General features: G+C 70.0%; 22 protein-coding genes. 14 read left to right on the forward strand and 8 right to left on the reverse strand.

Translation table 11 applies throughout. The features are described from left to right. The first annotated feature begins 53 nt into the window (after nt 1-53). From AB0J09_RS06390 to tsaD, 5 genes are read left to right on the forward strand one after another with little or no spacing between them, the layout of a single operon-like run. Nucleotides 54-593: a class F sortase gene (locus AB0J09_RS06390; RefSeq protein ID WP_360686071.1), complete on the forward strand. Its 540-nt coding sequence runs from the start codon at nt 54-56 to the stop codon at nt 591-593. 32 nt (nt 594-625) lie between these two features. Further along, nucleotides 626-1,555: an aminoglycoside phosphotransferase family protein gene (locus tag AB0J09_RS06395; protein ID WP_360686074.1), complete on the forward strand. Its 930-nt coding sequence runs from the start codon at nt 626-628 to the stop codon at nt 1,553-1,555. A gap of 48 nt (nt 1,556-1,603) precedes the next feature. Beyond that, nucleotides 1,604-2,248, forward strand: a complete 645-nt coding sequence (gene tsaB, locus AB0J09_RS06400) for a tRNA (adenosine(37)-N6)-threonylcarbamoyltransferase complex dimerization subunit type 1 TsaB (RefSeq protein WP_360686077.1) — start codon at nt 1,604-1,606, stop codon at nt 2,246-2,248. Nucleotides 2,249-2,259: 11 nt separating this feature from the next. Next, nucleotides 2,260-2,691 (forward strand): ribosomal protein S18-alanine N-acetyltransferase, encoded by a 432-nt coding sequence (gene rimI, locus AB0J09_RS06405; protein ID WP_360686217.1) that lies wholly within the window; start codon nt 2,260-2,262, stop codon nt 2,689-2,691. Beyond that, nucleotides 2,684-3,715, forward strand: a complete 1,032-nt coding sequence (tsaD, locus tag AB0J09_RS06410; protein WP_360686080.1) for a tRNA (adenosine(37)-N6)-threonylcarbamoyltransferase complex transferase subunit TsaD — start codon at nt 2,684-2,686, stop codon at nt 3,713-3,715. Before rimI ends, tsaD begins: the two co-directional genes overlap by 8 nt. 141 nt (nt 3,716-3,856) lie before the next feature. On the opposite strand, the gene AB0J09_RS06415 is transcribed toward tsaD, so the two are convergent. Both AB0J09_RS06415 and AB0J09_RS06420 read right to left on the reverse strand, forming a co-directional pair. Beyond that, complete coding sequence (locus AB0J09_RS06415) at nt 3,857-5,680, reverse strand: hypothetical protein (RefSeq protein ID WP_360686083.1); 1,824 nt, start codon at nt 5,678-5,680, stop codon at nt 3,857-3,859. Nucleotides 5,681-5,869: 189 nt separating this feature from the next. Next, nucleotides 5,870-7,045 carry a class I SAM-dependent methyltransferase gene (locus tag AB0J09_RS06420; RefSeq protein ID WP_360686086.1) on the reverse strand — a complete coding sequence of 392 codons (1,176 nt, stop codon included), beginning with the start codon at nt 7,043-7,045 and terminating at the stop codon, nt 5,870-5,872. A gap of 248 nt (nt 7,046-7,293) precedes the next feature. Here AB0J09_RS06420 and groES point away from each other — a divergent pair, with 248 nt between their 5' ends. The 3 genes from groES to AB0J09_RS06435 all read left to right on the forward strand — a co-directional run bounded on the left by groES (nt 7,294) and on the right by AB0J09_RS06435 (nt 10,947). After that, the gene (gene groES, locus AB0J09_RS06425; protein WP_205315022.1) at nt 7,294-7,608 is read left to right on the forward strand and encodes a co-chaperone GroES; all 315 of its coding nucleotides are present in this window, start codon (nt 7,294-7,296) and stop codon (nt 7,606-7,608) included. A gap of 71 nt (nt 7,609-7,679) precedes the next feature. After that, nucleotides 7,680-9,299, forward strand: a complete 1,620-nt coding sequence (gene groL / locus AB0J09_RS06430) for a chaperonin GroEL (RefSeq protein WP_360686089.1) — start codon at nt 7,680-7,682, stop codon at nt 9,297-9,299. 1,012 nt (nt 9,300-10,311) lie between these two features. Further along, nucleotides 10,312-10,947 (forward strand): sigma-70 family RNA polymerase sigma factor, encoded by a 636-nt coding sequence (locus AB0J09_RS06435; RefSeq protein ID WP_360686220.1) that lies wholly within the window; start codon nt 10,312-10,314, stop codon nt 10,945-10,947. A gap of 109 nt (nt 10,948-11,056) precedes the next feature. Here AB0J09_RS06435 and AB0J09_RS06440 read toward each other — a convergent pair whose 3' ends face one another. Together AB0J09_RS06440 and AB0J09_RS06445 are read right to left on the reverse strand one after the other, a co-directional pair. After that, nucleotides 11,057-11,434, reverse strand: a complete 378-nt coding sequence (locus tag AB0J09_RS06440; RefSeq protein ID WP_090930411.1) for a DUF5319 domain-containing protein — start codon at nt 11,432-11,434, stop codon at nt 11,057-11,059. 39 nt (nt 11,435-11,473) lie between these two features. Beyond that, entirely contained in the window at nt 11,474-12,463 is a 990-nt protein-coding gene (locus tag AB0J09_RS06445) for a LuxR C-terminal-related transcriptional regulator (protein WP_360686092.1), read from the reverse strand. A 585-nt stretch (nt 12,464-13,048) separates the two neighbouring features. Between AB0J09_RS06445 and guaB the strand changes: the two genes are divergently transcribed. Genes guaB through AB0J09_RS06475 form a run of 6 tightly spaced genes read left to right on the forward strand, consistent with a single transcriptional unit; the run spans nt 13,049 to nt 18,769 of the window. Beyond that, nucleotides 13,049-14,530 (forward strand): IMP dehydrogenase, encoded by a 1,482-nt coding sequence (guaB, locus tag AB0J09_RS06450; RefSeq protein ID WP_360686095.1) that lies wholly within the window; start codon nt 13,049-13,051, stop codon nt 14,528-14,530. A 4-nt stretch (nt 14,531-14,534) separates the two neighbouring features. Continuing rightward, complete coding sequence (locus AB0J09_RS06455) at nt 14,535-15,656, forward strand: GuaB3 family IMP dehydrogenase-related protein (protein WP_360686097.1); 1,122 nt, start codon at nt 14,535-14,537, stop codon at nt 15,654-15,656. A gap of 5 nt (nt 15,657-15,661) precedes the next feature. Further along, nucleotides 15,662-16,858, forward strand: a complete 1,197-nt coding sequence (locus AB0J09_RS06460) for a sigma-70 family RNA polymerase sigma factor (protein ID WP_360686099.1) — start codon at nt 15,662-15,664, stop codon at nt 16,856-16,858. Continuing rightward, on the forward strand, nt 16,855-17,535 hold the full coding sequence (locus AB0J09_RS06465) for an SDR family oxidoreductase (RefSeq protein WP_360686102.1): 681 nt from the start codon (nt 16,855-16,857) through the stop codon (nt 17,533-17,535). The genes AB0J09_RS06460 and AB0J09_RS06465 overlap by 4 nt, the downstream gene beginning before the upstream one ends. A gap of 26 nt (nt 17,536-17,561) precedes the next feature. After that, nucleotides 17,562-18,338: a phosphotransferase gene (locus AB0J09_RS06470; RefSeq protein WP_360686105.1), complete on the forward strand. Its 777-nt coding sequence runs from the start codon at nt 17,562-17,564 to the stop codon at nt 18,336-18,338. Then, on the forward strand, nt 18,335-18,769 hold the full coding sequence (locus AB0J09_RS06475) for a GNAT family N-acetyltransferase (protein ID WP_360686108.1): 435 nt from the start codon (nt 18,335-18,337) through the stop codon (nt 18,767-18,769). The genes AB0J09_RS06470 and AB0J09_RS06475 overlap by 4 nt, the downstream gene beginning before the upstream one ends. Here the strand turns inward: AB0J09_RS06475 and AB0J09_RS06480 are convergent. The 4 genes from AB0J09_RS06480 to AB0J09_RS06495 are packed head-to-tail and all read right to left on the reverse strand — an operon-like array spanning nt 18,759 to nt 22,504. Further along, the gene (locus AB0J09_RS06480) at nt 18,759-19,583 is read right to left on the reverse strand and encodes a class II fructose-bisphosphate aldolase (RefSeq protein ID WP_360686111.1); all 825 of its coding nucleotides are present in this window, start codon (nt 19,581-19,583) and stop codon (nt 18,759-18,761) included. The genes AB0J09_RS06475 and AB0J09_RS06480 overlap by 11 nt on opposite strands. 10 nt (nt 19,584-19,593) lie before the next feature. Then, nucleotides 19,594-20,502: a 1-phosphofructokinase family hexose kinase gene (locus AB0J09_RS06485; protein WP_360686114.1), complete on the reverse strand. Its 909-nt coding sequence runs from the start codon at nt 20,500-20,502 to the stop codon at nt 19,594-19,596. Next, a complete protein-coding gene (nagA, locus tag AB0J09_RS06490; protein ID WP_360686117.1) occupies nt 20,499-21,635 on the reverse strand; it encodes an N-acetylglucosamine-6-phosphate deacetylase in 1,137 nt (378 codons plus the stop codon). The genes AB0J09_RS06485 and nagA overlap by 4 nt, the downstream gene beginning before the upstream one ends. After that, entirely contained in the window at nt 21,632-22,504 is an 873-nt protein-coding gene (locus tag AB0J09_RS06495; protein WP_360686120.1) for a sugar isomerase, read from the reverse strand. Before AB0J09_RS06495 ends, nagA begins: the two co-directional genes overlap by 4 nt. Nucleotides 22,505-22,570 lie beyond the last annotated feature (66 nt).

Genomic DNA, 22,570 nt, shown 5'->3' on the forward strand with positions numbered 1-22,570 from the left:
GGGCGGGCCCGTTGAGCCCGGCCAGCCATGCCTTCTCGAAGGAGCGATAGGTCTTGTCGTTCGCCAGCGCGGGCGTGCTCGCGGGCGCCGCCACGGGCCTCGTGCTTGTCGCGTTCGGCAAGAGCATGCAGACGACCACCACCACCCCTACCGCGGGTGTTGTGCCCAAAAGCATCGACATCCCCGCGATCGACCTCGAGGCGCCGCTGATGAAGCTCGGGCTGTCGAAGGACGGCGAGGTCGAGCTGCCGCCGTACGAGAAGCCGAAGGTGGCCGGGTGGTACTCCGGCAGCGCCGTGCCAGGCGAGAAGGGCGCCTCGGTGATCATCGGCCATGTCGACACCAAGACGGCCCCCGCCGTGTTCTACCGGCTCAGGCAGTTACGCAAGGGCGAGACCGTCAAGGTCGAGCGCAGTGACGGCAAGGTCGTGAGCTTCAAGGTCGACTCGATCGAGCAGGTCCACAAGGACAGCTTCCCCAGCAGACGCGTGTACGTCGATGACGGGCTCAAGCTGGTCACGTGCGGCGGCAAGTTCGACTACGCCAAGGGCGAGTATGTGGACAACATCATCGTGTACGCCTCCAAAGCCTGAAAACGGCTTGCACCCCCCGAGACCATAGAGGCATGAGCGTAGACACGAATCCGCCCGCGTCCGGCGTACGGGTGCCCTGGCACGAGGTGCACCCGCAGGTGCGCACGGCGGTGGAGGAGTTCCTGGGCGGGCGCGTGGCCGAGGCGGTCACCCAGCCGGGAGGCTTCTCCCCGGCGGCCGCGGTACGGCTCCGCACGGAGAACGGCAGGCGCGCTTTCGTCAAGGCCGTCGGCCCCGAGCCGAACCCCGACTCCGTCCGCCTCTACCGCGACGAGCTCAGGATCGCCGCGGCCCTGCCGGAGTCGGTTCCCGCCCCCAGGCTGCTGACCGGGTTCGAGCTGGAGGGCTGGGTCACGCTGGTCTTCGAGGACGTCGAAGGGGAGCACCCCGAGATGCCGTGGCGGCGTGACCAGCTCGACCTGGTGCTCGACGCCGTCGAACGGATGTCGGCCGCGCTCACCCCGTCTCCGATCGATCTGCCGCCGATCGGAGAGACCCTGGGCGCGTCCTTCCACGGTTGGCGCAACCTGCTGGAGGAGGGCGCCGACGGGCTCGACCCGTGGGTGGCGCGCCACCTGGAGGAGCTCGCCGAGCTGGAGTCCGGCTGGACCGCCGAGGCGGCGGGCGACACGCTGGTCCACGGCGACCTGCGGGCCGACAACATCCTGCTCGCCGGAGATCACGTCTACCTCGTGGACTGGCCATGGGCCTGCGTGGGCGCGCCCTGGGTGGATCTGGTGTGCATGCTGCCGTCGATCGGCATGCAGGGCGGGCCGATGCCGCACGAGCTATTCACCGATCCCGATCCCGCCGTGACCGCGATGGTGGCCGCTCTCACGGGATACTTCGTGGAGCACGCGCGGCTGCCTGACCCGCCGGGGCTGCCCACGGTCAGGGCGTTCCAGCGGGCTCAGGGGGTCGTGGCGCTCGACTGGCTCAAGCGCCGTACGGGCTGGGCATAAGTGCATACGGGCTGGGCCTGACCTGTTCGGCGGGTAGGCTAGACAGCCGTGCTGGTCCTGGCCTTTGATACCGCGACACCCGCCGTCACCGCCGCGCTCCACGACGGCGAGCGGGTGCTCGCCGAGCACACGACGATCGACGCCCGGCGTCACGGCGAGCTGCTCGTGCCCACCATCGAACGTGTCGTGAGCGAGGCGGGCGCGACGCTGCGCGACGTGAGCGCCATCGTGGCCGGCAGCGGCCCCGGCCCCTACACCGGGCTGCGCGTGGGGTTGATGACCGCGCAGGGGCTCGCCACCACGCTGGGCGTGCCCGCGTACGGCGTGTGCACGCTCGACGCGGTCGCCTACGGCAGCGGGCTGGCCGAGCCGTTCCTGGTGGCCACCGACGCGCGGCGCAAAGAGGTGTTCTGGGCGCGATACTCCAATATGCGCACCAGGCTCGACGGGCCTTTCATCGACCGGCCCGCCGACGTGCCGGTGGAGGGAGTGCCGGTCGTGGGAGCCGGCGCCGCGCTCTACGCGGAGATCCTCGGGACGAACGACGCGCCACCGTACCCGTACGCGGGAGCCCTGGCCGCGCTGGCGGCCGAGCGCCTCTCCGAGGGCACGCCGCTCGGCCCGCCGCGCCCGATCTACCTGCGCAGGCCCGACGCCGTGGTGCCCGGGGCGCCCAAGAGGGTGACGGCGTGAAGATCAGGCAGATGACCGAGGCCGACCTGCCGGCGGTCATGGCGATCGAGCAGGCCACGTTCCCGCTCGACGCGTGGAGCGAGGGCATGATGCGTGGCGAGCTGGCCGACGTGCCGCGCTCGCGCCACTACGTGGTGGTGCTCGTGGACGACAAGATCGTCGCGTACGCGGGGCTCGCCGCCGCGGCCGACCAGGCCGACGTGCAGACCATCGCGGTGCTCGAGCAGTACCGTGGCACGGGCATCGGCGGCGCGATGCTGACCGAGCTGCTGGCCGAGGCACAGCGCAGGGGGGCGCGGGAGATCTTCCTGGAGGTACGCGCCGACAACCCGCAGGCGCAGGCGGTTTACCGGCATTACGAGTTCGAGGAGATCGGCACCCGCCGCCGCTACTACGACGACGGCACCGACGCGATCATGATGAGAAGGAAGCTTGGTGACTGACGCACCCCTGGTCCTGGGCATCGAGACCTCCTGCGACGAGACCGGCATCGGCATCGTCAGGGGCCACACCCTGCTGGCCAACTCGATCGCCTCCAGCATGGAAGAGCACGCGCGCTTCGGCGGCGTGGTGCCCGAGGTGGCCTCTCGCGCCCACCTGGAGGCCATGACGCCGACCGTCGAGGCGGCGCTGGCCGAGGCGGGCCTGAAGTTCTCCGACATCGACGCCATCGCCGTCACCGCGGGCCCCGGGCTGGCGGGCGCGCTGCTGGTGGGGGTGGCCGCGGCCAAGTCCTACGCGCTCGGCCTCGGCGTCCCCCTCTACGGTGTCAACCACCTGGCCGCTCACGTCGCCGTCGACCAGCTCGAGCACGGGCCGCTGCCCAAGCCGTGCATCGCCCTGCTGGTGTCGGGCGGCCACTCGTCGCTGCTGCTGGTGCCCGACGTGGCCCAGGACGTGATCTCGCTCGGCTCGACGGTCGACGACGCGGCCGGTGAGGCGTTCGACAAGGTCGCACGGGTGTTGGGGCTGCCGTTCCCCGGCGGGCCGCACATCGACAGGTCCGCCCGCGACGGCTCGGGCACGGCCATCGCGTTCCCGCGCGGCAAGCTCGACGACGGCACGCTGGACTTCTCCTTCTCAGGGCTCAAGACGGCCGTGGCCCGCTGGGTCGAGGCCCGCGAGGCGTCAGGGCAGTCCGTCCACGTGCCCGACGTGGCCGCCTCGTTCCAGGAGGCCGTGGTGGACGTGCTGACCCGCAAGGCGCTGCAGGCGTGCCGGAAGTACGACGTGCACGACCTGCTGATCGGGGGCGGCGTGGCGGCCAACTCGCGGCTGCGCGCGCTGGCCCAGGAGCGGTGCGACGCGGCCGGCGTGCGCCTGCGGGTGCCCCGCCCGGGGCTGTGCACCGACAACGGCGCCATGGTCGCCGCCCTGGGCTCCAACCTGGTCACGGCGGGGATCTCCCCTTCGACCCTGGAGATCCCCGCCGACTCGTCGCTGCCGATCACGACAGTCCACGTGTGAGCCCCTCCCGCACGCTCGGGTAGACGGGAGTCCACCCGAGCTCACGCTTCGCTCTGCCGTTTTCCTGCCGGATCCGCGTGCGGACGGCCGGCGCGCACAGGACGGGGGCTGCCTACGCCCCCGGTCCTGTCCGACGGCCCTTCAGTCCTTGGTTCGGCTCGGGCGTAGCAGGGCCTCGGCCAGGGCCAGCATGGTCTCCTCCAGGGCGCCCAGGCGCTTGGTGAGGTCGTCGGCGGCAGGCTGGACGATGCCGGTGACCGTCTCGGCGAGCTGGTCGCGGTCGGGGCGGGACGTGACGAGCTCTGTGAGGACGTTCGTGGCGGCGGCTAGGCGTTCTGCCTGGTCTCCCGTGTGCGTCTGGAGCAGCTCGCCCTGAGTGGCCAGAGCGTCCGGGAGCCGGCCCACGCGCTCACTGACGGCCTCGATGCGGTCGTCGACGGACTCCAGGTGCGCGCCGGTCTGCTCGGCGCGGGCGGCCAGGCCGTTCATGTGGGTGTCGAGCCCGTTGAAGCGGGTGTCGATGCCGTCGAAGCGGCTGCTCAGGTGCTCCTCGGCCTCGATCAGGCGCTCGTCGATGGCGTCGATCTGGGTGTCGAGCTTGTTGAAGCGGCCCTCGTTGCGGGTGGCCGTCTCGTTGAGCCGCTGGTCGCTCGTCACCATGCGATCATCGAGCGCGGTGAAGCGGGCGTCGATGCGTACGTCGAGAGCGTCGAACCTGTCGTCGTGGCGGCCCAGGTGGCCGTCCACCGTGCCCAGCCGCTTGTCGACCCCGCTGAGCTGGCTGTCCACGGACGTGAGCCGCTTGTCGACGCCGCCCATCCTGCCGTCGAGCCCGTCGAGCCTGGTGTCGATGTCGGCCAGGCACTCGTCGGCAGACTCCAGCCGGCTGTCGAACCCGGTGAGCCTGGAGTCGAGGCCCGTGAGCTTGCCCTCCACCCGGTCGAGCCGGGCGTCCACGCCGCTGAGCCTGGCGCTGAGGCGCTGCTCGCTCTCTCCGAGCTGGACGGCGAGGTGCTGGTCGGCCTCGTCGAGCCTGGTGGTGAGCCGGAGCTCGACGTCGGACAGGAGGCAGGAGAGCTGGTCGTCGGACTCCTTGAGGCGGCTGGCGAGCCGCTCGTCCGCCTCGACAAGGCTGGTGGCCAGGCGCTGGTCGGTCTCGTCCATCCGGATGGTGAGCCGCTGGTCGGTCTGGTCGAGTCTCTTGGTCAGGCGCTGGTCGGTCTCGCCCAGTCTCGCGCTCAGGCGCTGGTCCGTTGCGTCGAGCCTCGTGCTCAGGCGCTCGTCGGTTTCGTCCAGGCGTGTGGCCAGATGCTGGTCCTGCTCGCTCAGCCGGGCCGTCAGGTGCTCTGACATGTCGGTGACCACGACCTCGACCCGATCAGTACGGGTGGTCAGCTCGGCCATCGACTTGTCGAGCCTGGTGAAGCGGCTCGCCGCGGCCTCCATGCTGGTGTTGAGGGTGGCCAGCTTGGTGGCGAAGTCGGACATTCCCCTCGTGATGCCATCGGTGGAGTCGAGCACCGATTGCAGGCGGTTGAGGGCTTCGTCCACACTCTCGCCCACCGTGCCCAGGTCGGCCCACAGGCTCGGCAGCTCGGCCACGGGGCCGAGGTGGACGTCCACGTGGCCCACCTTCTCCCCGACGGCGTCCACGTGGTCGCGCACCGCCTCGACGTGCTGGGCCAGCCCCTCCGCCCACATCGGGGGCTTGGCGGCGATGTCGTCGAGCCGCCCGCTGACCGCGTGCAGCGTGCCGCTGAGGCCGCCGAGCTCGCGCTCGCGCACCTCGCGCAGGAGCCATTCCATGCCTTCGAGCCGCTGGCGGATCTCGTCTAGTACTGCCCCCTGTGTGCGCTGCTCGTACACGTGATCCTGTGCGGCACGCGCGAGCAGATCCCGCATCCTCTCGGAGATGCCGGATTGGCCTCCTGCCTGGAGAAGGGTGGTGTGGTTGGAATGGTCCACCGAAAGCTCCTTTGGCTCGCCGACGGTCTGCCGCGCAGCGGTGGGGATAGGTCCGATTTGCAGATTGAAAGAGCGAGAACGCGGTTAACCGCGTCAGGGGGAGCACTCCCGCCCGCCCACCTTAGTCTTTCGATCAAGGTCCGTCAGCGGCGAATTGAAAGATCGTCGTTAACGGAAGAATGTCAGGGTTCATGCAGGTAGGGCGGTGTCGCAGATGATGACTGATGGCTTATCGATGATCCTGGTAAGGATGATTACCGCGGATTTTTCGCCATTTAGTCGGAGGTCTGACCGGAGGCGTTCGATGTCGACAGCAGAGCCACGCTTCTTGATGGTGACATTGCCGATTCGCCGCTCACGGAGTAGCGCGCGCAGCTTTTTCAGCGAAAATGGAAGAACGTCTGTTATTTCGTATCTGGTTGCCCATGGGGTGTCGATCGGATTGTCGCCGGTGATGTAGGCGATCATCGGGTCGAGCAGGCGTCCGTTCACCATTTCGGACACCTCACCCACGAGGTGTGCCCGGATGGCCGCGCCGTCCGGCTCGTAGACGTACCTGCCGACGGGGCCGACCGGGGCCTCGGCTCCTGTGGCGGTCAGCGTGTGCCCGCCGGGCAGCAGGGTGGCGCGCCGCTCGGCCCCAGGGAGGCCGGTCCAGAGCGCGGCCTCCTTGACCTCGCCCTTGTACGAGACCCACTCGGCCTCGGCGCCGCCCGGGATGAACTCGTACGGGATGCCCGGGGCGACCTTGACGCATGCGCGGGCGGCCCTCGAGATCAGGTCGAGCACCACCGGCCAGGGCGGGGAGTAGGCCATGGGGTCGAATGTCCTGCCTCTGCTCGTCCGCCTGGCCGGGTCGGCGAACAGCACGTCGTACGCCTCCGGCCGGACGTCGGCCGCGTCCGTCACGGACACCGTCACTCCGCCGCCCAGCCCGAGCGCCTCAGCGTTGGCCCTGGCTACGGCGGCGGTCAGCGGGTCGGTGTCCACGGCGGTCACGGTGGAGCCGGCGCGGGCCAGCGCGAGGAAGTCGCCGCCGATGCCGCAACAGGCGTCGACCACGCGGGGCGGATTCGGCCATGATCGGGCCAGACGGCGGGCGCGGTGCTCGGCGACCTCTGCCCGGGTGGACTGCTCCAGGCCGTGCGGCGTGAAGTACATACGCTCGGCGTCCTCGCCGAACTTGGCCCTGGCGCGCTCCCTCAGCCCGGCCTGGGTCAGCGCGGCGGAGGTGAGGGCCGCGTCGTACGTCTTGCGCAGCTTCGTGGCGGCCGCGACCGGATCCGCGCCCACCAGCTCCCCGGCCTCCGCGAGGGCTCGCTGTCCGCGCGGGGTCAGCAGCTCGTTGAAGGCGTCGAGGTCCACATCACCCGACGTTAGCGCCACGCCCGAGCGAGTCGGACCGTCGACGTAGTGTGGAACGGGCACAGTTGGGGTGCTTATCGCTCTCAGCAGACGCGTTCGTGTTGACTGTCAAGCCCCTCTTGCATATGTTTCCTGTTGGCACTCTCCCCTTGAGAGTGCCAACGTGCGACGAGGCAGGTCTGACACCCGCGACGGCAGGCCCAGCTGGTCGCCTCTTCTAGATCATTCAAATCTGAAGGGGAGGTCCGATCGTGACGACCGCCACTAAGGTTCCCGTTAAGCCGCTCGGCGACCGCATTGTGGTTCAGCCGCTTGAGGCCGAGCAGACAACCGCATCCGGCCTGGTCATCCCAGACACCGCGAAGGAGAAGCCGCAAGAGGGCAGGGTCCTCGCGGTGGGTCCGGGCAACTGGGACGAGGACGGCGACAAGCGGATTCCGCTCGACGTCTCTGAGGGCGACATCGTCCTCTACAGCAAGTACGGCGGCACCGAGGTCAAGTACGGCGGCGAGGAGTACCTCGTGCTCTCCGCCCGCGACGTTCTCGCGATCATCGAGAAGTAAGCCGGTGTGTCGGGCCCCGGGCGCTCTTGAGGGCGGCCGGGGCTTTCGACGCTAGGAGAGGACTTTCAGCAATGGCGAAGATCCTGGAGTTCGACGAGGACGCCCGCCGCGCGCTCGAGCGCGGTGTGAACGCCCTCGCGGACGCCGTGAAGGTAACCCTCGGCCCGCGTGGCCGCAACGTCGTCATCGACAAGAAGTTCGGTGCGCCGACGATCACGAACGACGGTGTGACCATCGCTCGTGAGATCGAGCTGGAGGAGCGCTACGAGAACCTCGGCGCCCAGCTCGCCAAGGAAGTTGCCACCAAGACCAACGACATCGCGGGCGACGGCACCACCACCGCGACCGTCCTGGCCCAGGCCATGGTCCGCGAGGGCCTGCGCAACGTGGCCGCCGGCGCCTCGCCGCTGTCGCTCAAGCGCGGCATCGACAAGGCCGCCAAGGAGATCAGCGACAGGCTGCTCGCCAGCGCCCGTCCGGTCGAGGACAGGAAGGAGATCGCGAACGTCGCCACGATCTCCGCTCAGGACGCGCAGATCGGCGACCTGATCGCCGAGGCGTTCGACAAGGTGGGCAAGGACGGTGTGCTCACCGTCGAAGAGTCCAACGCCATGGGCATGGAGCTCGAGTTCACCGAGGGCATGCAGTTCGACAAGGGCTACGTCTCCCAGTACATGGTGACCGACCCCGAGCGGATGGAGTCCGTCCTCGAGGACGCCTACATCCTGCTCACCCAGGGCAAGATCTCCTCCATCGCGGACTTCCTGCCGCTGCTGGAGAAGATCGCCCAGACGAAGAAGCCGCTGCTCGTGGTGGCCGAGGACGTCGAGGGCGAGGCCCTGGCCGTCCTGGTGACGAACAAGATCCGCGGCACGTTCACCTCCGTGGCCGTCAAGGCCCCGGGCTTCGGCGACCGCCGCAAGGCGATGCTGCAGGACATCGCCATCCTCACCGGCGGCCAGGTCGTCAGCGAGGAGGTCGGCCTCAAGCTGGAGCACGTCGGTCTCGAGGTGCTCGGCCAGGCCCGCCGCGTCGTCGTCACGAAGGACAACACCACCATCGTCGACGGCGCCGGTGACCAGGCGGCCATCGAGGACCGCGTCAAGGAGATCAGGCTCGCGATCGAGCAGTCCGACTCCGACTGGGACCGCGAGAAGCTGCAGGAGCGCCTGGCCAAGCTCGCCGGCGGTGTGTGCGTGCTGCGTGTCGGCGCCGCCACCGAGGTGGAGCTGAAGGAGAAGAAGCACCGCCTCGAGGACGCGATCTCCGCGACGCGCGCCGCGATCGAGGAGGGCATCGTCTCCGGCGGTGGTTCCGCGCTGATCCACGTCTCCAAGGTTCTCGACGACCTCGGCCTGTCGGGCGACGAGGCCACGGGTGTCGGCGTCGTCCGCCGCGCGCTGGTCGAGCCGGCCCGCTGGATCGCCGAGAACGCCGGTCGCGAGGGCTACGTGGTGACGCACAAGGTCGCCGAGCTGGAGGCCGGCCACGGCTTCAACGCCGCGACCGGCGAGTACGGCGACCTGATCGCGCAGGGTGTCATCGACCCGGTGAAGGTCACGCGCTCCGCGGTGCAGAACGCGGCGTCGATCGCGGGCATGCTGCTCACGACTGAGGCGCTCGTCGTCGAAAAGCCTGAGGAGGAGGCCCCGGCCGCCGGCCAGGGTCACGGTCACGGCCACGGCCACTGACCCGTCCCCCTTCTCTCGTCACGGCCCGCACCCTCAGGGGTGCGGGCCGTGCGGCTTTTGCGGGGTCCGAAGCCCTGTGCGGAACTGGCCGCCTCAGATATCAACGCCCTGGCCAACCTGGCCCGTACCGTCTCTGAGCTGGTCACGGCCACTGGTACGCGCCCCACCACGCTGACCGGCCAGGTACGCGGGAGCGTCGCGGGTGCAGCCACATGTCGGCGACGCCTGCGGCCAGGCTCGGCCACGGCCGGATGCCCGCGGCCCGGATCTCGACCTCCAAGTCGGACCCCAGCGCTCGCGGAAGGCGGCCGGGTAGAGAGCGACGAGCCGACTGGCGAGACCCGTGCCTGGCGGCTATTCGGGCGTGTTGAGCATGCCGGGTTCGTACGGCGGGGTTTCGGGCGTGCGGCTCATCTCGGGTTCGTACGGAGGCTCTTGAGGCGTGCGGCTCATGCGGGGTTCGCCCCGAGGCTCTTCAGACCCGCTGCGGCTACCCGAGCCATGACGCGCGGCTCCTGCTCCATCACCTCGCGGCACCGCGGTGGTCGTGTCCGCCTGGGGGTGTGGGAGCTCGCCCCCACAGGGCGCTACCCGAGCTCCCGGCGCGCGTGGCGCCCCTCTGCGAGCACCTCGCCTTCGGGGGGATCGAAAGGGGGCTTGCCTCCCTGGGAGGGGCCGTCTGGAGCCGGCTCGCGCGAAGCGCATCCCCTGCGGAGGGCCATGCGGTTCCCCGGGGCGTCCTGGGCAACCCTTGCTACCCCCTTGGAGTCTGGGATCGGCTCACGGCGTTTGGGGGGAAGTGGGGGAAAAGGTGGATTATTGGAGTAAACCGGAAGTGAGGGATAAGCGTCGGGGGTCTGACAATTATCGCGCATTCCGGGTTATGAGGTGAAATATTATGTCAACGGTTAAGGCTTAGTGTGGTCAATCGATTACTGCTGGTTATCGTCGCTTCAATGTGACCAATCCGTAGCCGTTCGCCATGACGACAGGCCGGATCAGTGCGGGCATCATGCCTATCGTGAGCGAGGGAAGCGTCGCCGACGCCAAAATTGGGGTAAGGCTCGCGTCGAGACTTCCGGCACGGACGGATGACTCCGACCTTAGGGAACTGACGAGCCTCGCCGTGCAGGGAGATCGCACTGCGATCGAATCCCTGCTCGGTGAGTTGCGTCCGATGGTGGTGCGGTATTGCCGCGCCAGGCTGGGCAGGGTTTCAGGGCAATATCACATTGCCGATGACGTAGCCCAGGAGGTGTGCATCGCGGTCCTGTTCGCGCTGCCGCGATACCGGGATATGGGGCGGCCGTTCGCCTCCTTCGTGTTCGGGATCGCCTCGCACAAAGTGGCCGACGCGCTGCGGAGTTCGGTGCGCTCGGCCGTACCGACTCAGGATCTGCCCGACGGCCCGGACGACGGGCCGGGGCCCGAGGAGACGGTGGTCCGCTACATAGAGGTCGAGCACGCGCGCAGGCTGCTGGCCAGGCTGCCCGATAATCAGCGCGAGTTGCTGCTGTTGCGGGTGGTATCGGGATTGTCTGCTGAGGAGACCGGTAATGTACTCGGTATGTCACCGGGTGCAGTACGCGTCGCCCAGCATCGGGCGCTGGCCAGGTTGCGGCAGATGGCCGAGCTGGAGTCGGCTTGACGCCAGAGGAAGAGACCGACGCGCTGCTCGATGCGCTCGGTCGTGGAGAGACGCCTGACTCAGGCGATCCAGCAGTGCGGTTGCTGGCCGCGCTGCTCGATGATGTCGGTCAGCGGCGCTCCTCCGTGTCGATGACGCCGTCGACATAGCCTCTGGCGTACTCCCAGCTGACATAGTCCGCCGGGTCCGGGTGAAAGGCCGGCTCGTGGACCTGCGGCTGGCCCTTCTCGATCATTTGTCGTAGGTTGCCGCGCAGCAGCTCCCAGTCGAAGAAGTGCTGCTCGCCGCATTCAGGGCAGTCGAGTACGAGACCCAGCACTCCCTGCGGCTCTAGCAGGGAACGAAAGACCTCGACGTCGGCGAGGTCCGTGATGGCCTCGTCACGCTCGGCCGCGGTGAGTGGCTCGGCGTCGTCGAGCGCGCCCATCGCCGAGGAAGGGTCGTTCGGGTCGTCCGCGAACGGGTCGCGGGGGACGTCTTCCAGCACCTTCCCACCATATGACCGAAGCGGCCTGAGCGGTGGACATTACCTCAGCCATCCGCGCCGGGCGGCTTCCACACCTGCGTGGAAGCGTGATTGAGCACCCAACTCCGTCATGGCGTCCGCGAACCTCGCCCTGACCGTTCGGACCGAAACCCCTAGCTGGCGGGCTATGGAGTCGTCGCACATGCCCTGGGCCGCCAGACGGAGGACTTGGACCATCCCCTCGCTCCTGCGGCCCCACGGCAGCGGCACGGCCCTGGCCCACAGCTCTCTGAACAGCGCCCGGAGCAGGCCCACGACGATCGGCGTGCGTATGAGATAGAAGTTGTACGCGTGATCGGGCAGGTTGCCGCCCCAGAACGGGGGCAGGCCCGCGACCTCCGACCCCGCGGTCATGAACCAGCTCGGCACCCGGTCCAGCGTGCGTACCTTGCCGCCCGTCTCGAGCAGGCGCATGAGTTGGTCGCGTACGCCGGGCAAAACCAAGGTCGATACCGGGATGATCGCATGAACCGTGAGAAGTTTTCGTTTCTGCGCATCAATCCACGGATCCGCAAATTTCCGGGCAAAGTCTGTCATCGTGCGCTCGTCAGGAAGCGCGGTCATTAATTCCATTGGCGGGGACTGTACGGCTATGCCGACCACGCTCTCGTACAGCACGTCCGCCCCGTTCACCATCTCCACAGTGAAGGGGCCGCTCTGGTAGTCGCGCCCGGCGTCATAGTCGCGGATCAGCGACCGGATAGAGCCGAGCGCGGTGTCGATCCTGCGGCTCTCCTCCGCCAGCCGGTCGAGCCGCTCGGCGATCACCCTGCCCAGGGCCGCCGCGGGGTGTCTGGCCAGGTATTCCCCCGACTGCTCGTCGACCACGCCCAGCTTGACGAGGTCATTCAGCTGGCGGCCGACCTTCTCGACGGGACCGTCCATGGCCTGGGCGAGATCGGTGAGGGTCGCTCGGTGCAGGCGCAGTACCGCGGAGTACAGCGCGGTCTGCGCCGAGTCGAGGCCCAGTGTCTCAAAAGGATCAGACACTGTACGGGGATGGTTGCGCATTTGGGGCGGCTCCGGCGGGGGGACACGGGCGTGCCGTGAGAATAACCCCGCATTGGGCTCGTGTCCCCCCGTTGCTGTGACTAGGCGGAGGCGAAGTGCAACTTCGTGCACTTTCACCTTTTCACATTGCGTTGTGCCGTTGAGTAACGCACTCTTTACCTAGCGTCGGCATCCTGCGAGGGTTGTGGTGGCACCGGCCATCAGGACGCGGAGGGGGGTTCGGTGGCGTAGGGCGCTGCCTCACCCGGGTGCCGGTGGCCGGGGGATGGGACGGATCACCGACCGGCCCATCCCCCGGCACTTTTCATGCCGGGGGTACGACGGGCCGTGGGGGTCATCGTGCTCCCGGCATCCCTTCCGGCATCGACTGAGGACCCTTTTGGGTGAATGGCGGGGCGACGGCGCTGTGAGGGGCGGTGGAGTGAGGCGCCGCGGGGGTGCGGGCGTAGCCGGGTCCGGGGTGTGCGGGGCTCGAGATTGGCGTGGGCGTGGGCGCTGGGGCGCGGTTTGGAGGCAGGGCCTAGACTTGGCTCAATCAGAGCAACGGCAGGAGGGGGCCGCAGCATGTCCAAGTTCACCGAGATGGGTTTGACCTTCGATGACGTGCTGCTGGTGCCCGCATATTCAGACCTGCAACCAGGCGAGGCCGACACCAGCTCCCGCCTGTCCCGCAACATCACGTTGTCCATCCCGCTGGTCTCCGCGGCCATGGACACCGTCACCGAGGCCCGCATGGCGGTCGCCATGGCCCGCCAGGGCGGCATCGGCATCCTGCACCGCAACCTGTCGGTCGAGGAGCAGGCCCAGCAGGTCGACCTGGTCAAGCGGTCCGAGGCCGGCATGGTGACCAACCCGGTGACCTGCAGCCCCAACGACACGCTGGCCGACGTCGAGCGGCTCTGTGGCACGTACCGGATCTCGGGTGTGCCCGTGACGGACGTGGACGGCACGCTGCTCGGGATCGTGACAAATCGCGACATGCGCTTCGAGACGGACCAGTCCCGCCTCGTACGCGAGGTCATGACCAAGATGCCGCTCGTCACCGCCCCGGTGGGCGTGTCGCGCGACGAGGCGTTCGCCCTGCTGAGGCAGAACAAGATCGAGAAGCTGCCCCTGGTCGACTCCGACGGCAGGCTGCGCGGCCTGATCACGGTCAAGGACTTCACCAAGAGCGAGCAGTACCCGCTGTCCACCAAGGACGCCGACGGCCGGTTGATCGTGGGGGCGGCCGTCGGCGTCGGTGGCGACGCCGAGCTGCGGGCCAAGGCGCTGATCGAGGCCGGCGTCGACGTGGTGGTCGTCGACGTGGCCCACGGTCACTCCAAGGGCCTGGCCGACATGGTCGGCAAGATCAAGGCCAACAGCAAGGTCGAGGTCGTCGCCGGCAACATCGCGACCAGGGCCGGGGCGCAGATGCTGGTCGACGCGGGAGCGGACGCGGTCAAGGTGGGGGTCGGGCCCGGCTCGATCTGCACCACGCGGGTGGTGGCCGGGGTCGGCGCGCCGCAGGTCACGGCCATCTACGAGGCCTCCAGGGCGTGCGGGCCCGCGGGCGTGCCGGTCATCGGCGACGGCGGCCTCCAATACTCCGGCGACATCGTCAAGGCCATCGCGGCCGGCGCGGACACGGTCATGCTTGGCTCGCTGCTCGCCGGGTGCGAGGAGTCCCCGGGTGAGCTGATCTTCATCAACGGCAAGCAGTTCAAGTCGTATCGCGGCATGGGGTCGCTCGGCGCCGTGCGCAACCGCGAGCGCGGCGGCACCTCCTTCAGCAAGGACCGCTACGCCCAGGCCGACGTCGGCGGCGAGGACAAGTACATCCCCGAGGGCATCGAGGGCCAGGTGCCCTACCGCGGCCCGGTCGCGGCGGTCGCCCACCAGCTCGTCGGGGGCCTGCGCCAGGGCATGTGGTACGCCGGCTGCCGCACGATCGTGCAGATGCACACCGACGGGCAGCTCATGCCGATCACGTCGGCGGGCCTCAAGGAGAGCCACCCCCACGACATCCAGATGACCGTGGAAGCTCCGAACTATCACAGAAGGTAAGTTCATGACTCAGCAGGTGGAGATCGGCCGGGGTAAGACCGGGCGGCGGGCGTATTCGCTTGACGAGATCGGCCTGGTTCCCTCGCGGCGCACCCGGGACCCGGAGGAGGTCTCGATCGCCTGGCAGATCGACGCCTACCGGTTCGAGTTGCCGGTAGTGGTCGCCCCCATGGACAGCGTGGTGTCGCCGGCCACCGCGATCGAGATCGGCCGGCTCGGCGGTCTCGCGCCGCTCGACCTCGAAGGGCTCTGGACGCGGTACGAGGACCCCTCTCCGCTGCTGGAGGAGTGCGCCGCCCTCGACGCGGCGGCGGCCACCAAGCGGCTCCAGGAGATCTACGCGGCCCCCATCCAGGAGGAGCTGATCGGCCGGCGGATCGAGGAGATCCGTGCTTCCGGCGTGACCGCCGCTGTGCGGCTGTCCCCGCAGCGCACGGTCCAGTACCACAAGGCCGTGATCGACGCCGGCGTCGACATCTTCGTCATCCGCGGCACCACCGTGTCGGCTGAGCACGTGTCGGGCCGGGCCGAGCCGCTCAACCTCAAGCAGTTCATCTACGAGCTCGACGTGCCGGTCATCGTGGGCGGCTGCGCGACGTACACCGCGGCCCTGCACCTCATGCGCACGGGCGCGGCGGGCGTGCTGGTGGGCTTCGGCGGCGGCGCCTCTCACACGACCCGCAACGTGCTGGGGGTGGCCGTGCCGATGGCCACCGCGATCTCCGACGTGGCGGCGGCGCGGCGCGACTACATGGACGAGTCGGGCGGGCGTTACGTGCACGTGATCGCCGACGGCGGCATGGGCACCTCCGGCGACATCGCCAAGGCCATCGCCTGCGGGGCTGACGCCGTGATGGTGGGCTCGCCGCTGGCCCGGGCGGCCGAGGCCCCCGGCCACGGGTTCCACTGGGGCTCGGAGGCGCACCACCCGGACCTGCCGCGTGGGCGGCGGGTCGAGTTCGGCACGGTGGGCACGCTCGAGCAGATCCTGCACGGGCCGTCGAGCGTGGCGGACGGCTCGATGAACCTGATGGGCGCGCTGAAGCGGACCATGGCCTCCACCGGCTACTCGGACATCAAGGAGTTCCAGCGGGTCGAGGTCGTGGTGGCTCCGATCCAGCGCTGACGCTCATGCCGGAGGCCGCGGTCGAGCGGGTGTTCCGCGAGGAGTACGGCAGGGCGGTCGCCGTGCTCGTGCGGGTCTTCGGCGACATCGACGTCGCCGAGGAGGCGGTGCAGGAGGCCTTCAGTGTGGCGGTGAAACAGTGGCCGTCCTCCGGGGTGCCGCCGAGCCCAGCGGGATGGATCATCACGACCGCACGTAACCGGGCCATCGACCGGTTGCGCAGGGAGTCGGCGCGGCCTGGCAAATACGCGCAGGCCGCGCTGCTGCAGGCCGCCGGCGAGCCCCAGGACGTGGGGGCCGTACACGACGACCGGCTGCGGCTGATCTTCACCTGCTGTCACCCCGCGCTCGCCACGCATGCGCGGGTCGCTCTCACGCTCCGGCTGCTCGGCGGGCTGACGACGACGGAGATCGCCCGCGCGTTCCTGGTGCCGGAGCCGACCATGGCGCAGCGCCTGGTCAGGGCGAAGAGCAAGATCCGCGGTGCCCGGATCCCGTACCGGGTCCCGGAGGAGGCCGACCTGCCCGAACGGCTGCGGGCGGTGCTGGCCGTGGTCTACCTGATCTTCAACGAGGGGTACACGGCCAGCTCCGGCGATCGGCTGGTCCGGGAGGACCTGTGTGCCGAGGCCATCCGGCTCGGCCGGCTGCTGGCGGAGCTCATGCCGGACGAGCCCGAGGTCATGGGGCTGATCGCGCTCATGCTGCTGACCGAGTCGCGGCGCGCGGCCCGTACCTCCGAAGGGGGCGAGCTGGTGCCGCTCGCCGAGCAGGACCGGGAGTCGTGGGATCGCGCGCTCATCGCGGAGGGGCAGGAGATCGTCCGGTGGTGCCTGCGGCGCAACGAGCCCGGCCCGTACCAGATCCAGGCCGCGATCAACGCCGTGCACAGCGACGCGACGGCGGCGAAGGACACGGACTGGCGGCAGATCGTGCAGCTGTACGACCTGCTGGCGGCGTTCGATCCCGGGCCGGTCGTGGCGGTGCACCGGGCGGTGGCCGTGGCGGAGGTAGAAGGGCCCGAAGCGGCGCTGGGGCTGCTCGGAGGGCCCGATGATTACTACTTGTTCCACGCGGTCAGGGCCGATCTGCTGCGGCGGCTCGGGTGCGAGGAGGAGGCCGCGGCCGCGTACGAGGCGGCGATCGCGCGGGCGGGCAACGAGGTGGAGCGGGACTTCCTGCGGAGACGGGCGGGGTCATGACGAGGATCTGCGTGGTCACGGGGGCCAACCGGGGGATCGGGCTCGAGGTGGCCCGGCAGCTCGCGCTGGCCGGCGACACCGTGGTGCTGACGGCCAGGGACCTGCGGAAGGCCGAGAAGGCTGCCGCCGGGCTGCACGGGGCGGTGCAGGCCAGGCAGCTCGACGTGTCCGATCCCGGGTCCGTCGAGAGGTTCGCCCGCGAGCTGGCTCATGAGCGGGTCGACGTGCTGGTCAACAACGCGGCCATTCACTACGACACCTGGCAGCGGGCCTCCGGCGCGGATCTGGGCGTCGTACAGGAGGCGCTGGACACGAATCTGCTGGGGGCGTGGCGGGTGACGCAGGCGCTGCTGCCGCTGCTGCGGGCAAGCGAGCACGGCCGGGTGGTGAACGTCTCCAGCGAGGCCGGGTCGCTGGCCTCCATGGGGGCGGGGACGCCTGCCTACGCGGTCTCCAAGGCCGCGCTGAACGCGCTCACCAAGATGCTCGCCGCCGAGCTGCGCGGCGAGGGGATTCTGGTCAACGCGGTCTGCCCCGGGTGGGTCGCGACCGACATGGGCGGCCCCGGCGGGCGGCCGGTCGCGGATGGCGCGAAGAGCGTGTTGTGGGCGGTCGATCTACCGGACGGCGGGCCCACCGGAGGGTTCTTCCGCGACGGGCGCGCGCTGCCCTGGTGATCATGGACGTGGCCTAGCATGCGGGCATGGCCGACCTTCGCCACACGCACGAGCTGGCCTTCGCCGGCGACGTGGTCATCAAGCGCTACATGGACTGCAAGCCCGGCGCGGCCGAGCGCGAGTGGCGCGCGCTGAACCTGCTGGCCGAGTACGCCCCCGGCCTGGCCCCCGAGCCGATCGGCTACGAGGACGGCGTGGTGACGATGTCCCGGATCGACGGGGTGCCGCTGCGCGGGCTGCTCGCGAAGACCGTGCATGTCGCGGCGCTGGTCGAGGCGCTCACCGAGCTGCACACGGCGGTGCCGCCCGACGTGCTCCAGACCGTCCCGCTGCGCCCGTGGCAGCTCGAGGCGGTCGCCGACTGGGTACGGCGGCGCGGCGCGAGCTGGGAGCCGAGGGACCCGCTGGCGGACCGGGCGGTGAAGGAGGGCCTGCGGTGGCTGGAGGGCTGGTCGCCGGGCGAGTCGGGGATCACGCCCGTCTTCGGGGCGGGCGACGGCAACCTGGCGAACTTCCTGTGGGACGGCGTACGCGTCCGCATCGTCGACTACGAGGACTCGGGCCGCAGCGACCTGGCCTTCGAGCTGGCGGAGATGGCCGAGCACGTGTCGATGTGGGTGGACGGCGAGGTGGAGATCGCCCACCGGTTCGAGCTGAACCCGCGGGAGGAGCGGCGGCTGCGCGAATGCCGCAAGGTGCATGCCATGGTCTGGTTGTTCCTGCTCTCGCGCGAGCACCCACGCAATCCGCCGGGCACCTTCCTGCGACAGGTCGAACGCGTGCTGGCAACATTGGGCGCATGAGACTGGCAGGGAGCGCCGACAAGGCCGTCGTGGAACGCTTGGTGCACGACGCCTACTCGCCGTGGATCGAGGTCATCGGCATGCGGCCGCTGCCGATGGAGGCCGACTACGCCGCGCTCATCGACGCGGGCAGGGTGCACGTCACCGACGAGCTCGACGGGCTCATCGTGCTCGTCCCCGAGGACGGCGTCCTGCTGGTGGAGAACGTCGCCGTGCGCCCCGACCGCCAGGGCGAGGGCCTCGGGCGCGCGCTCATGGCGTACGCCGAGGAGGAGGCGCGCAGGCTGGGGCTGCCCGCGCTGCGCCTCTACACGAACGTCAAGATGGCCGCCAACATCGCACTGTACGAGTCGCTCGGCTACGTCGAGACCGGCCGCCAGGGCGTCGAGGGCCGCTCCGCGGTGATGATGCGCAAGCAGCTCACCCCGTGAGGACTCCAAGGAGGTGGCTGACCTCCCTGGCCACCGCGTCCCGCCCGGCCTTGAGGTATTTGCGGGAGTCGACGACACGCTCGTCGTGGGCCAGGTAGTCGCGCACGGCACCGGTGAACGCCTTGTTCAGGTGCGTCGCGATGTTGATCTTCTTCATGCCGTTCCGCACGGCCTCGCGCAGCACGTCGTCGGGCACCCCTGACGAGCCGTGCAGCACCAGCGGCACCGGCACCGCGGCCCGCAGCTCGGCGATGAGCTCCAGGTCCAGCACCGCGTCCTTGGTCGTCATGGCGTGGGAGGTGCCCACGGCCACGGCCAGCGCGTCCACGCCGGTCCTGGTCACGTAGTCGACCGCCTCGTGTGGCTTGGTACGCGCGCCGGGGGCGTGCACACCGTCCTTGCCTCCGACCTCGCCCAGCTCGGCCTCCACCCACACGCCTCGCTCGTGGCACCAGGCGGCGACCTCGGCGGTCGAGCGTACGTTCTCCTCGTCGGGCAGTGCCGAGGCGTCGTACATGACCGAGCCCAGGCCCAGCTCCACCGCCTCCTCCACGAGCGCCCGGTCGGTGGCGTGGTCGAGGTGGACGGCGACCGGCACCTCGGCGCGCCTGGCGACCGCCAGGGAGGCCAGCGCGACGGGCTCCAGCGCGCCGTGGTAGCGGACGCAGTTTTCGCTGATCTGCAGCACGACGGGCAGGCCCAGGGCCTCGGCGCCGGCCACGATGGCGGTGGCGTGCTCGAGCTGGATCACGTTGAACGCGCCCACCCCTGCGGGGGACTGGCTGACGATGTCGCCGATGGCGGCGAGGGGCATGACGTGCTCCTTACGTGATGATGATCTGGGGGTGTATGTCGGCGTACACGTCGGGGTCGAAGTCGCCTGCCACGGGCGCGGCCACGGCGGCCGCGCCCAGCGCCGCCGCCCGCCGGAGGCTGTCGGGCCACGGCGCCGACTCCACCAGGCCCAGCGCCAGCCCGGCGACGAGCGAGTCGCCCGCCCCCGTCGGGTTGCCCTGCACTTCGTACGGCATGCGCGCCGTGAACGTTCCCTCCCTGGTGACCGCCAGCAGCCCTTCGGCACCCATGGACACCACCACGGCCTCGGCGCCCTGGCTGCGCAGCGCCTGAGCGCCCTCGGCCGGGCTGCCGCCGGGCACGGCCCTGGCGAGCTCCTCCTTGTTGGGCTTGACCACGGTGGGACGGCCCTTGGGGGCGTGGCGCAGGGGGTCGCCGTCGGCGTCGACGATTGCCGGAACTCCGCGGTCCGCGGCGATGGAGGCCAGCCTGGCGTAGGTGTCGGCGGGGACGCCCCGGGGGAGGCTGCCCGAGATCACGACCGCGTCGGCGGTGGCCAGCAGCGATTCGTAGCGCCGCACGAAGCCCGCCAGCTCGCCGGAGGTGACCTCGGGTCCCGGCTCGTTGAACAGCGCGGTGCGCGTCCCGCGCTGCTCCGAGACGGCCAGCGTGGTGCGGGAGTCGGCGGCGATGGCGCACAGCGCGCCGGGCAGGCCCGCCGCCCGCAGGTCGTCCTCGATCGCCTGCCCGGTGGGTCCGCCCGCCAGCCCGGTGACCAGCACGTCGTGGCCGAGCGCGGCCAGCACGCGGGCCACGTTGACGCCCTTGCCGCCCGCCCGTCTGTGGACCGCGCTGACCCGGTTGACCCCGTCCCAGTCCACGTCAGGGACCTGGTAGGTCACATCGAGAGCGGCGTTGAGCGTAACGGTGAGGATCATCGGGGCTCCGTGACCCAGACGCCGTCCTTCATCACTCCGGCCACCTCCAGCGAGTCGGACAGCACGACCAGGTCGGCCGCCTTGCCCACGGCGATCGAGCCGATCCTGTCGGCCAGCCCCAGCACCCGCGCGGGCGTCAGGGATGCCACCTGGACCGCGTCGGGCAGCGACATCCCGACCTCCTGGACGCTGCGCCGGAACGCGACGTCCATGGTCAGCGTGGACCCCGCGATCGAGCCGCCCTCGACCAGCCTGGCCACGCCGTCGTCCACCCGCACCCGCATGGGGCCGAGCACGTAGTCGCCGTCGCCGAGCCCGGTGGCCGACATCGCGTCCGTGATCAGCGTCGTCCTGCCGGGGCCCGCCACCTCGTACGCCAGGCGCAGCATGGCCGGATGCACGTGCACGCCGTCGTTGATCAGCTCGACCGTCACCCGCTCGTCGTCGAGCAGCGCGGCCACCGGGCCGGGCGCGCGGTGGCCGAGCGGCGGCATCGCGTTGTAGAGGTGGGTGGCCACGCTCGCGCCCGCCTCGATGCCTTGGAGCGTCGTGTCGTAGTCGGCGTCACTGTGGCCGAGCGCCGCGATCACGCCTTCCGCGGCGGCCATGCGGATCGTGTCGAGCGCCCCGGGCAGCTCGGCCGCGATGGTCACCATGCGCACGTGCCCGCGCCCCGCCTTCACCAGCTGCGCGAACTCCCGCGGCGACGGCTCCCGCAGCAGCGTCGGGTCGTGCGCGCCGCAGCGGGCCTTGGAGATGTACGGGCCCTCGAAGTGGATGCCGGCCAGCAGCCCCTCATCGCACAGCTCGGCCAGCGCCGACGCGGCCCGGGTCAGGCCGTCGAGCGAGTCGGTGACGAGGCTGGCCATCGTCGTGGTGGTGCCGTGGCGCCGGTGCAGCTCGACAGCCTCACGTGCCTTGTCCTGCTCGCCGGTTGGGAACGAGCCGCCCGCCCCGCCGTGGTTGTGGATGTCCACGAACCCCGGTATGACGTGCCGCCCGCCCACGCTCAGGCCCTGACCTGGGGCGGATCCGCGGCCGACATGCGTGATGCGGCCGTCTTCGATGGTCAGCCACCCCTCGTGGATTCCCTCAGGGGTCACGATCCTGGCGTCGGCAAGAGTAAGGCTCATGAAGAAAGGATCACAGATCGCGTGAGGTGCATGGGCTCGTCGGGGTTCAGCCCTTGGGCGAACGCCCTGGCGACGGCCACCCGCTGCGCCCTGATCAGTTCGGCCATCGGGTCGAGCGCGGTCTCGAAGAACGTCCCGCCGGTCTCCTCGACCTGCCCGCGCAGGCCCTCGGGCGCGGTGCCGAGCATCCACGTCACGCGCCCGGGGGCGGCGATGCTGATCGGGCCGTGCCGGTACTCCATCGCCGGGTACGCCTCCGTCCACGAGCGGGACGCCTCGCGCATCTTCAGCGCGGCCTCCTGCGCCAGGCCGACCGACCAGCCGGTGCCGAGGAAGCTGAACTGCCCGGCCTTCACCAGCTCGTCCGGCAGCGGCGTGGCCAGGGCCTCCTCGGCGTCATCGATGGCCTGCGTGAGGTCCTCGCCGAGGCTGGCGCGCAGCAGGGCGAGCTGCGTGGTCGCGAACCTGGTCTGCACGACCGACCGCTCGTCGGCGTAATCGAGCACGACGACCTCTTCGGCGGCCTTCATGATCGGCGTGTTGGGGTCGGCGGTGATGGCCGTGGTCTTCGTGGACGTCCTGGCGAGCAGCTCCAGCACCTCGGTCGTGGTGCCGGAACGGGTCAGGGCGAGCACGCGGTCGTACGAGCGGCCGACGGGGGCCTCGGAGGCGGCGAAGGCGTCGGTCTCGCCGTGCCCGGCCCGCTCGCGCAGCACGGCGTACGCCATCGCGATGAACCACGACGTGCCGCAGCCGACGACGGCGACCCGCTCGCCCTGGCGCGGCAACGCGTCGGCGGGAACGCTCGCGACGGCGCGGCGCCAGCACGACGGCTGGGACGCGATCTCGGCTTCGGTGTGGGTGGTCACCCTTTGCCTCCCGGCGATTGATTGTTTCTGCTGGTTTTATACCAGGAAAGTGCATTAATGGACACC

It is taken from the genome of Nonomuraea sp. NPDC049784 (assembly GCF_040659615.1).
Classification (GTDB): domain Bacteria; phylum Actinomycetota; class Actinomycetes; order Streptosporangiales; family Streptosporangiaceae; genus Nonomuraea.

What these genes read in the sequence shown, in the direction of transcription:
- AB0J09_RS06455 (WP_360686097.1), top strand. Translation starts at nt 14,535, where the DNA reads ATGACTCAGCAGGTGGAGATCGGCCGGGGTAAGACCGGGCGGCGGGCG.
- rimI (WP_360686217.1), top strand. Translation starts at nt 2,260, where the DNA reads ATGACCGAGGCCGACCTGCCGGCGGTCATGGCGATCGAGCAGGCCACG.
- AB0J09_RS06435 (WP_360686220.1), top strand. Translation starts at nt 10,312, where the DNA reads ATGCCTATCGTGAGCGAGGGAAGCGTCGCCGACGCCAAAATTGGGGTA.
- AB0J09_RS06460 (WP_360686099.1), top strand. Translation starts at nt 15,662, where the DNA reads ATGCCGGAGGCCGCGGTCGAGCGGGTGTTCCGCGAGGAGTACGGCAGG.
- AB0J09_RS06480 (WP_360686111.1), bottom strand. Translation starts at nt 19,583, where the DNA reads ATGCCCCTCGCCGCCATCGGCGACATCGTCAGCCAGTCCCCCGCAGGG.
- AB0J09_RS06470 (WP_360686105.1), top strand. Translation starts at nt 17,562, where the DNA reads ATGGCCGACCTTCGCCACACGCACGAGCTGGCCTTCGCCGGCGACGTG.
- AB0J09_RS06485 (WP_360686114.1), bottom strand. Translation starts at nt 20,502, where the DNA reads ATGATCCTCACCGTTACGCTCAACGCCGCTCTCGATGTGACCTACCAG.
- AB0J09_RS06475 (WP_360686108.1), top strand. Translation starts at nt 18,335, where the DNA reads ATGAGACTGGCAGGGAGCGCCGACAAGGCCGTCGTGGAACGCTTGGTG.
- AB0J09_RS06395 (WP_360686074.1), top strand. Translation starts at nt 626, where the DNA reads ATGAGCGTAGACACGAATCCGCCCGCGTCCGGCGTACGGGTGCCCTGG.
- groL (WP_360686089.1), top strand. Translation starts at nt 7,680, where the DNA reads ATGGCGAAGATCCTGGAGTTCGACGAGGACGCCCGCCGCGCGCTCGAG.
- guaB (WP_360686095.1), top strand. Translation starts at nt 13,049, where the DNA reads ATGTCCAAGTTCACCGAGATGGGTTTGACCTTCGATGACGTGCTGCTG.
- nagA (WP_360686117.1), bottom strand. Translation starts at nt 21,635, where the DNA reads ATGAGCCTTACTCTTGCCGACGCCAGGATCGTGACCCCTGAGGGAATC.
- AB0J09_RS06465 (WP_360686102.1), top strand. Translation starts at nt 16,855, where the DNA reads ATGACGAGGATCTGCGTGGTCACGGGGGCCAACCGGGGGATCGGGCTC.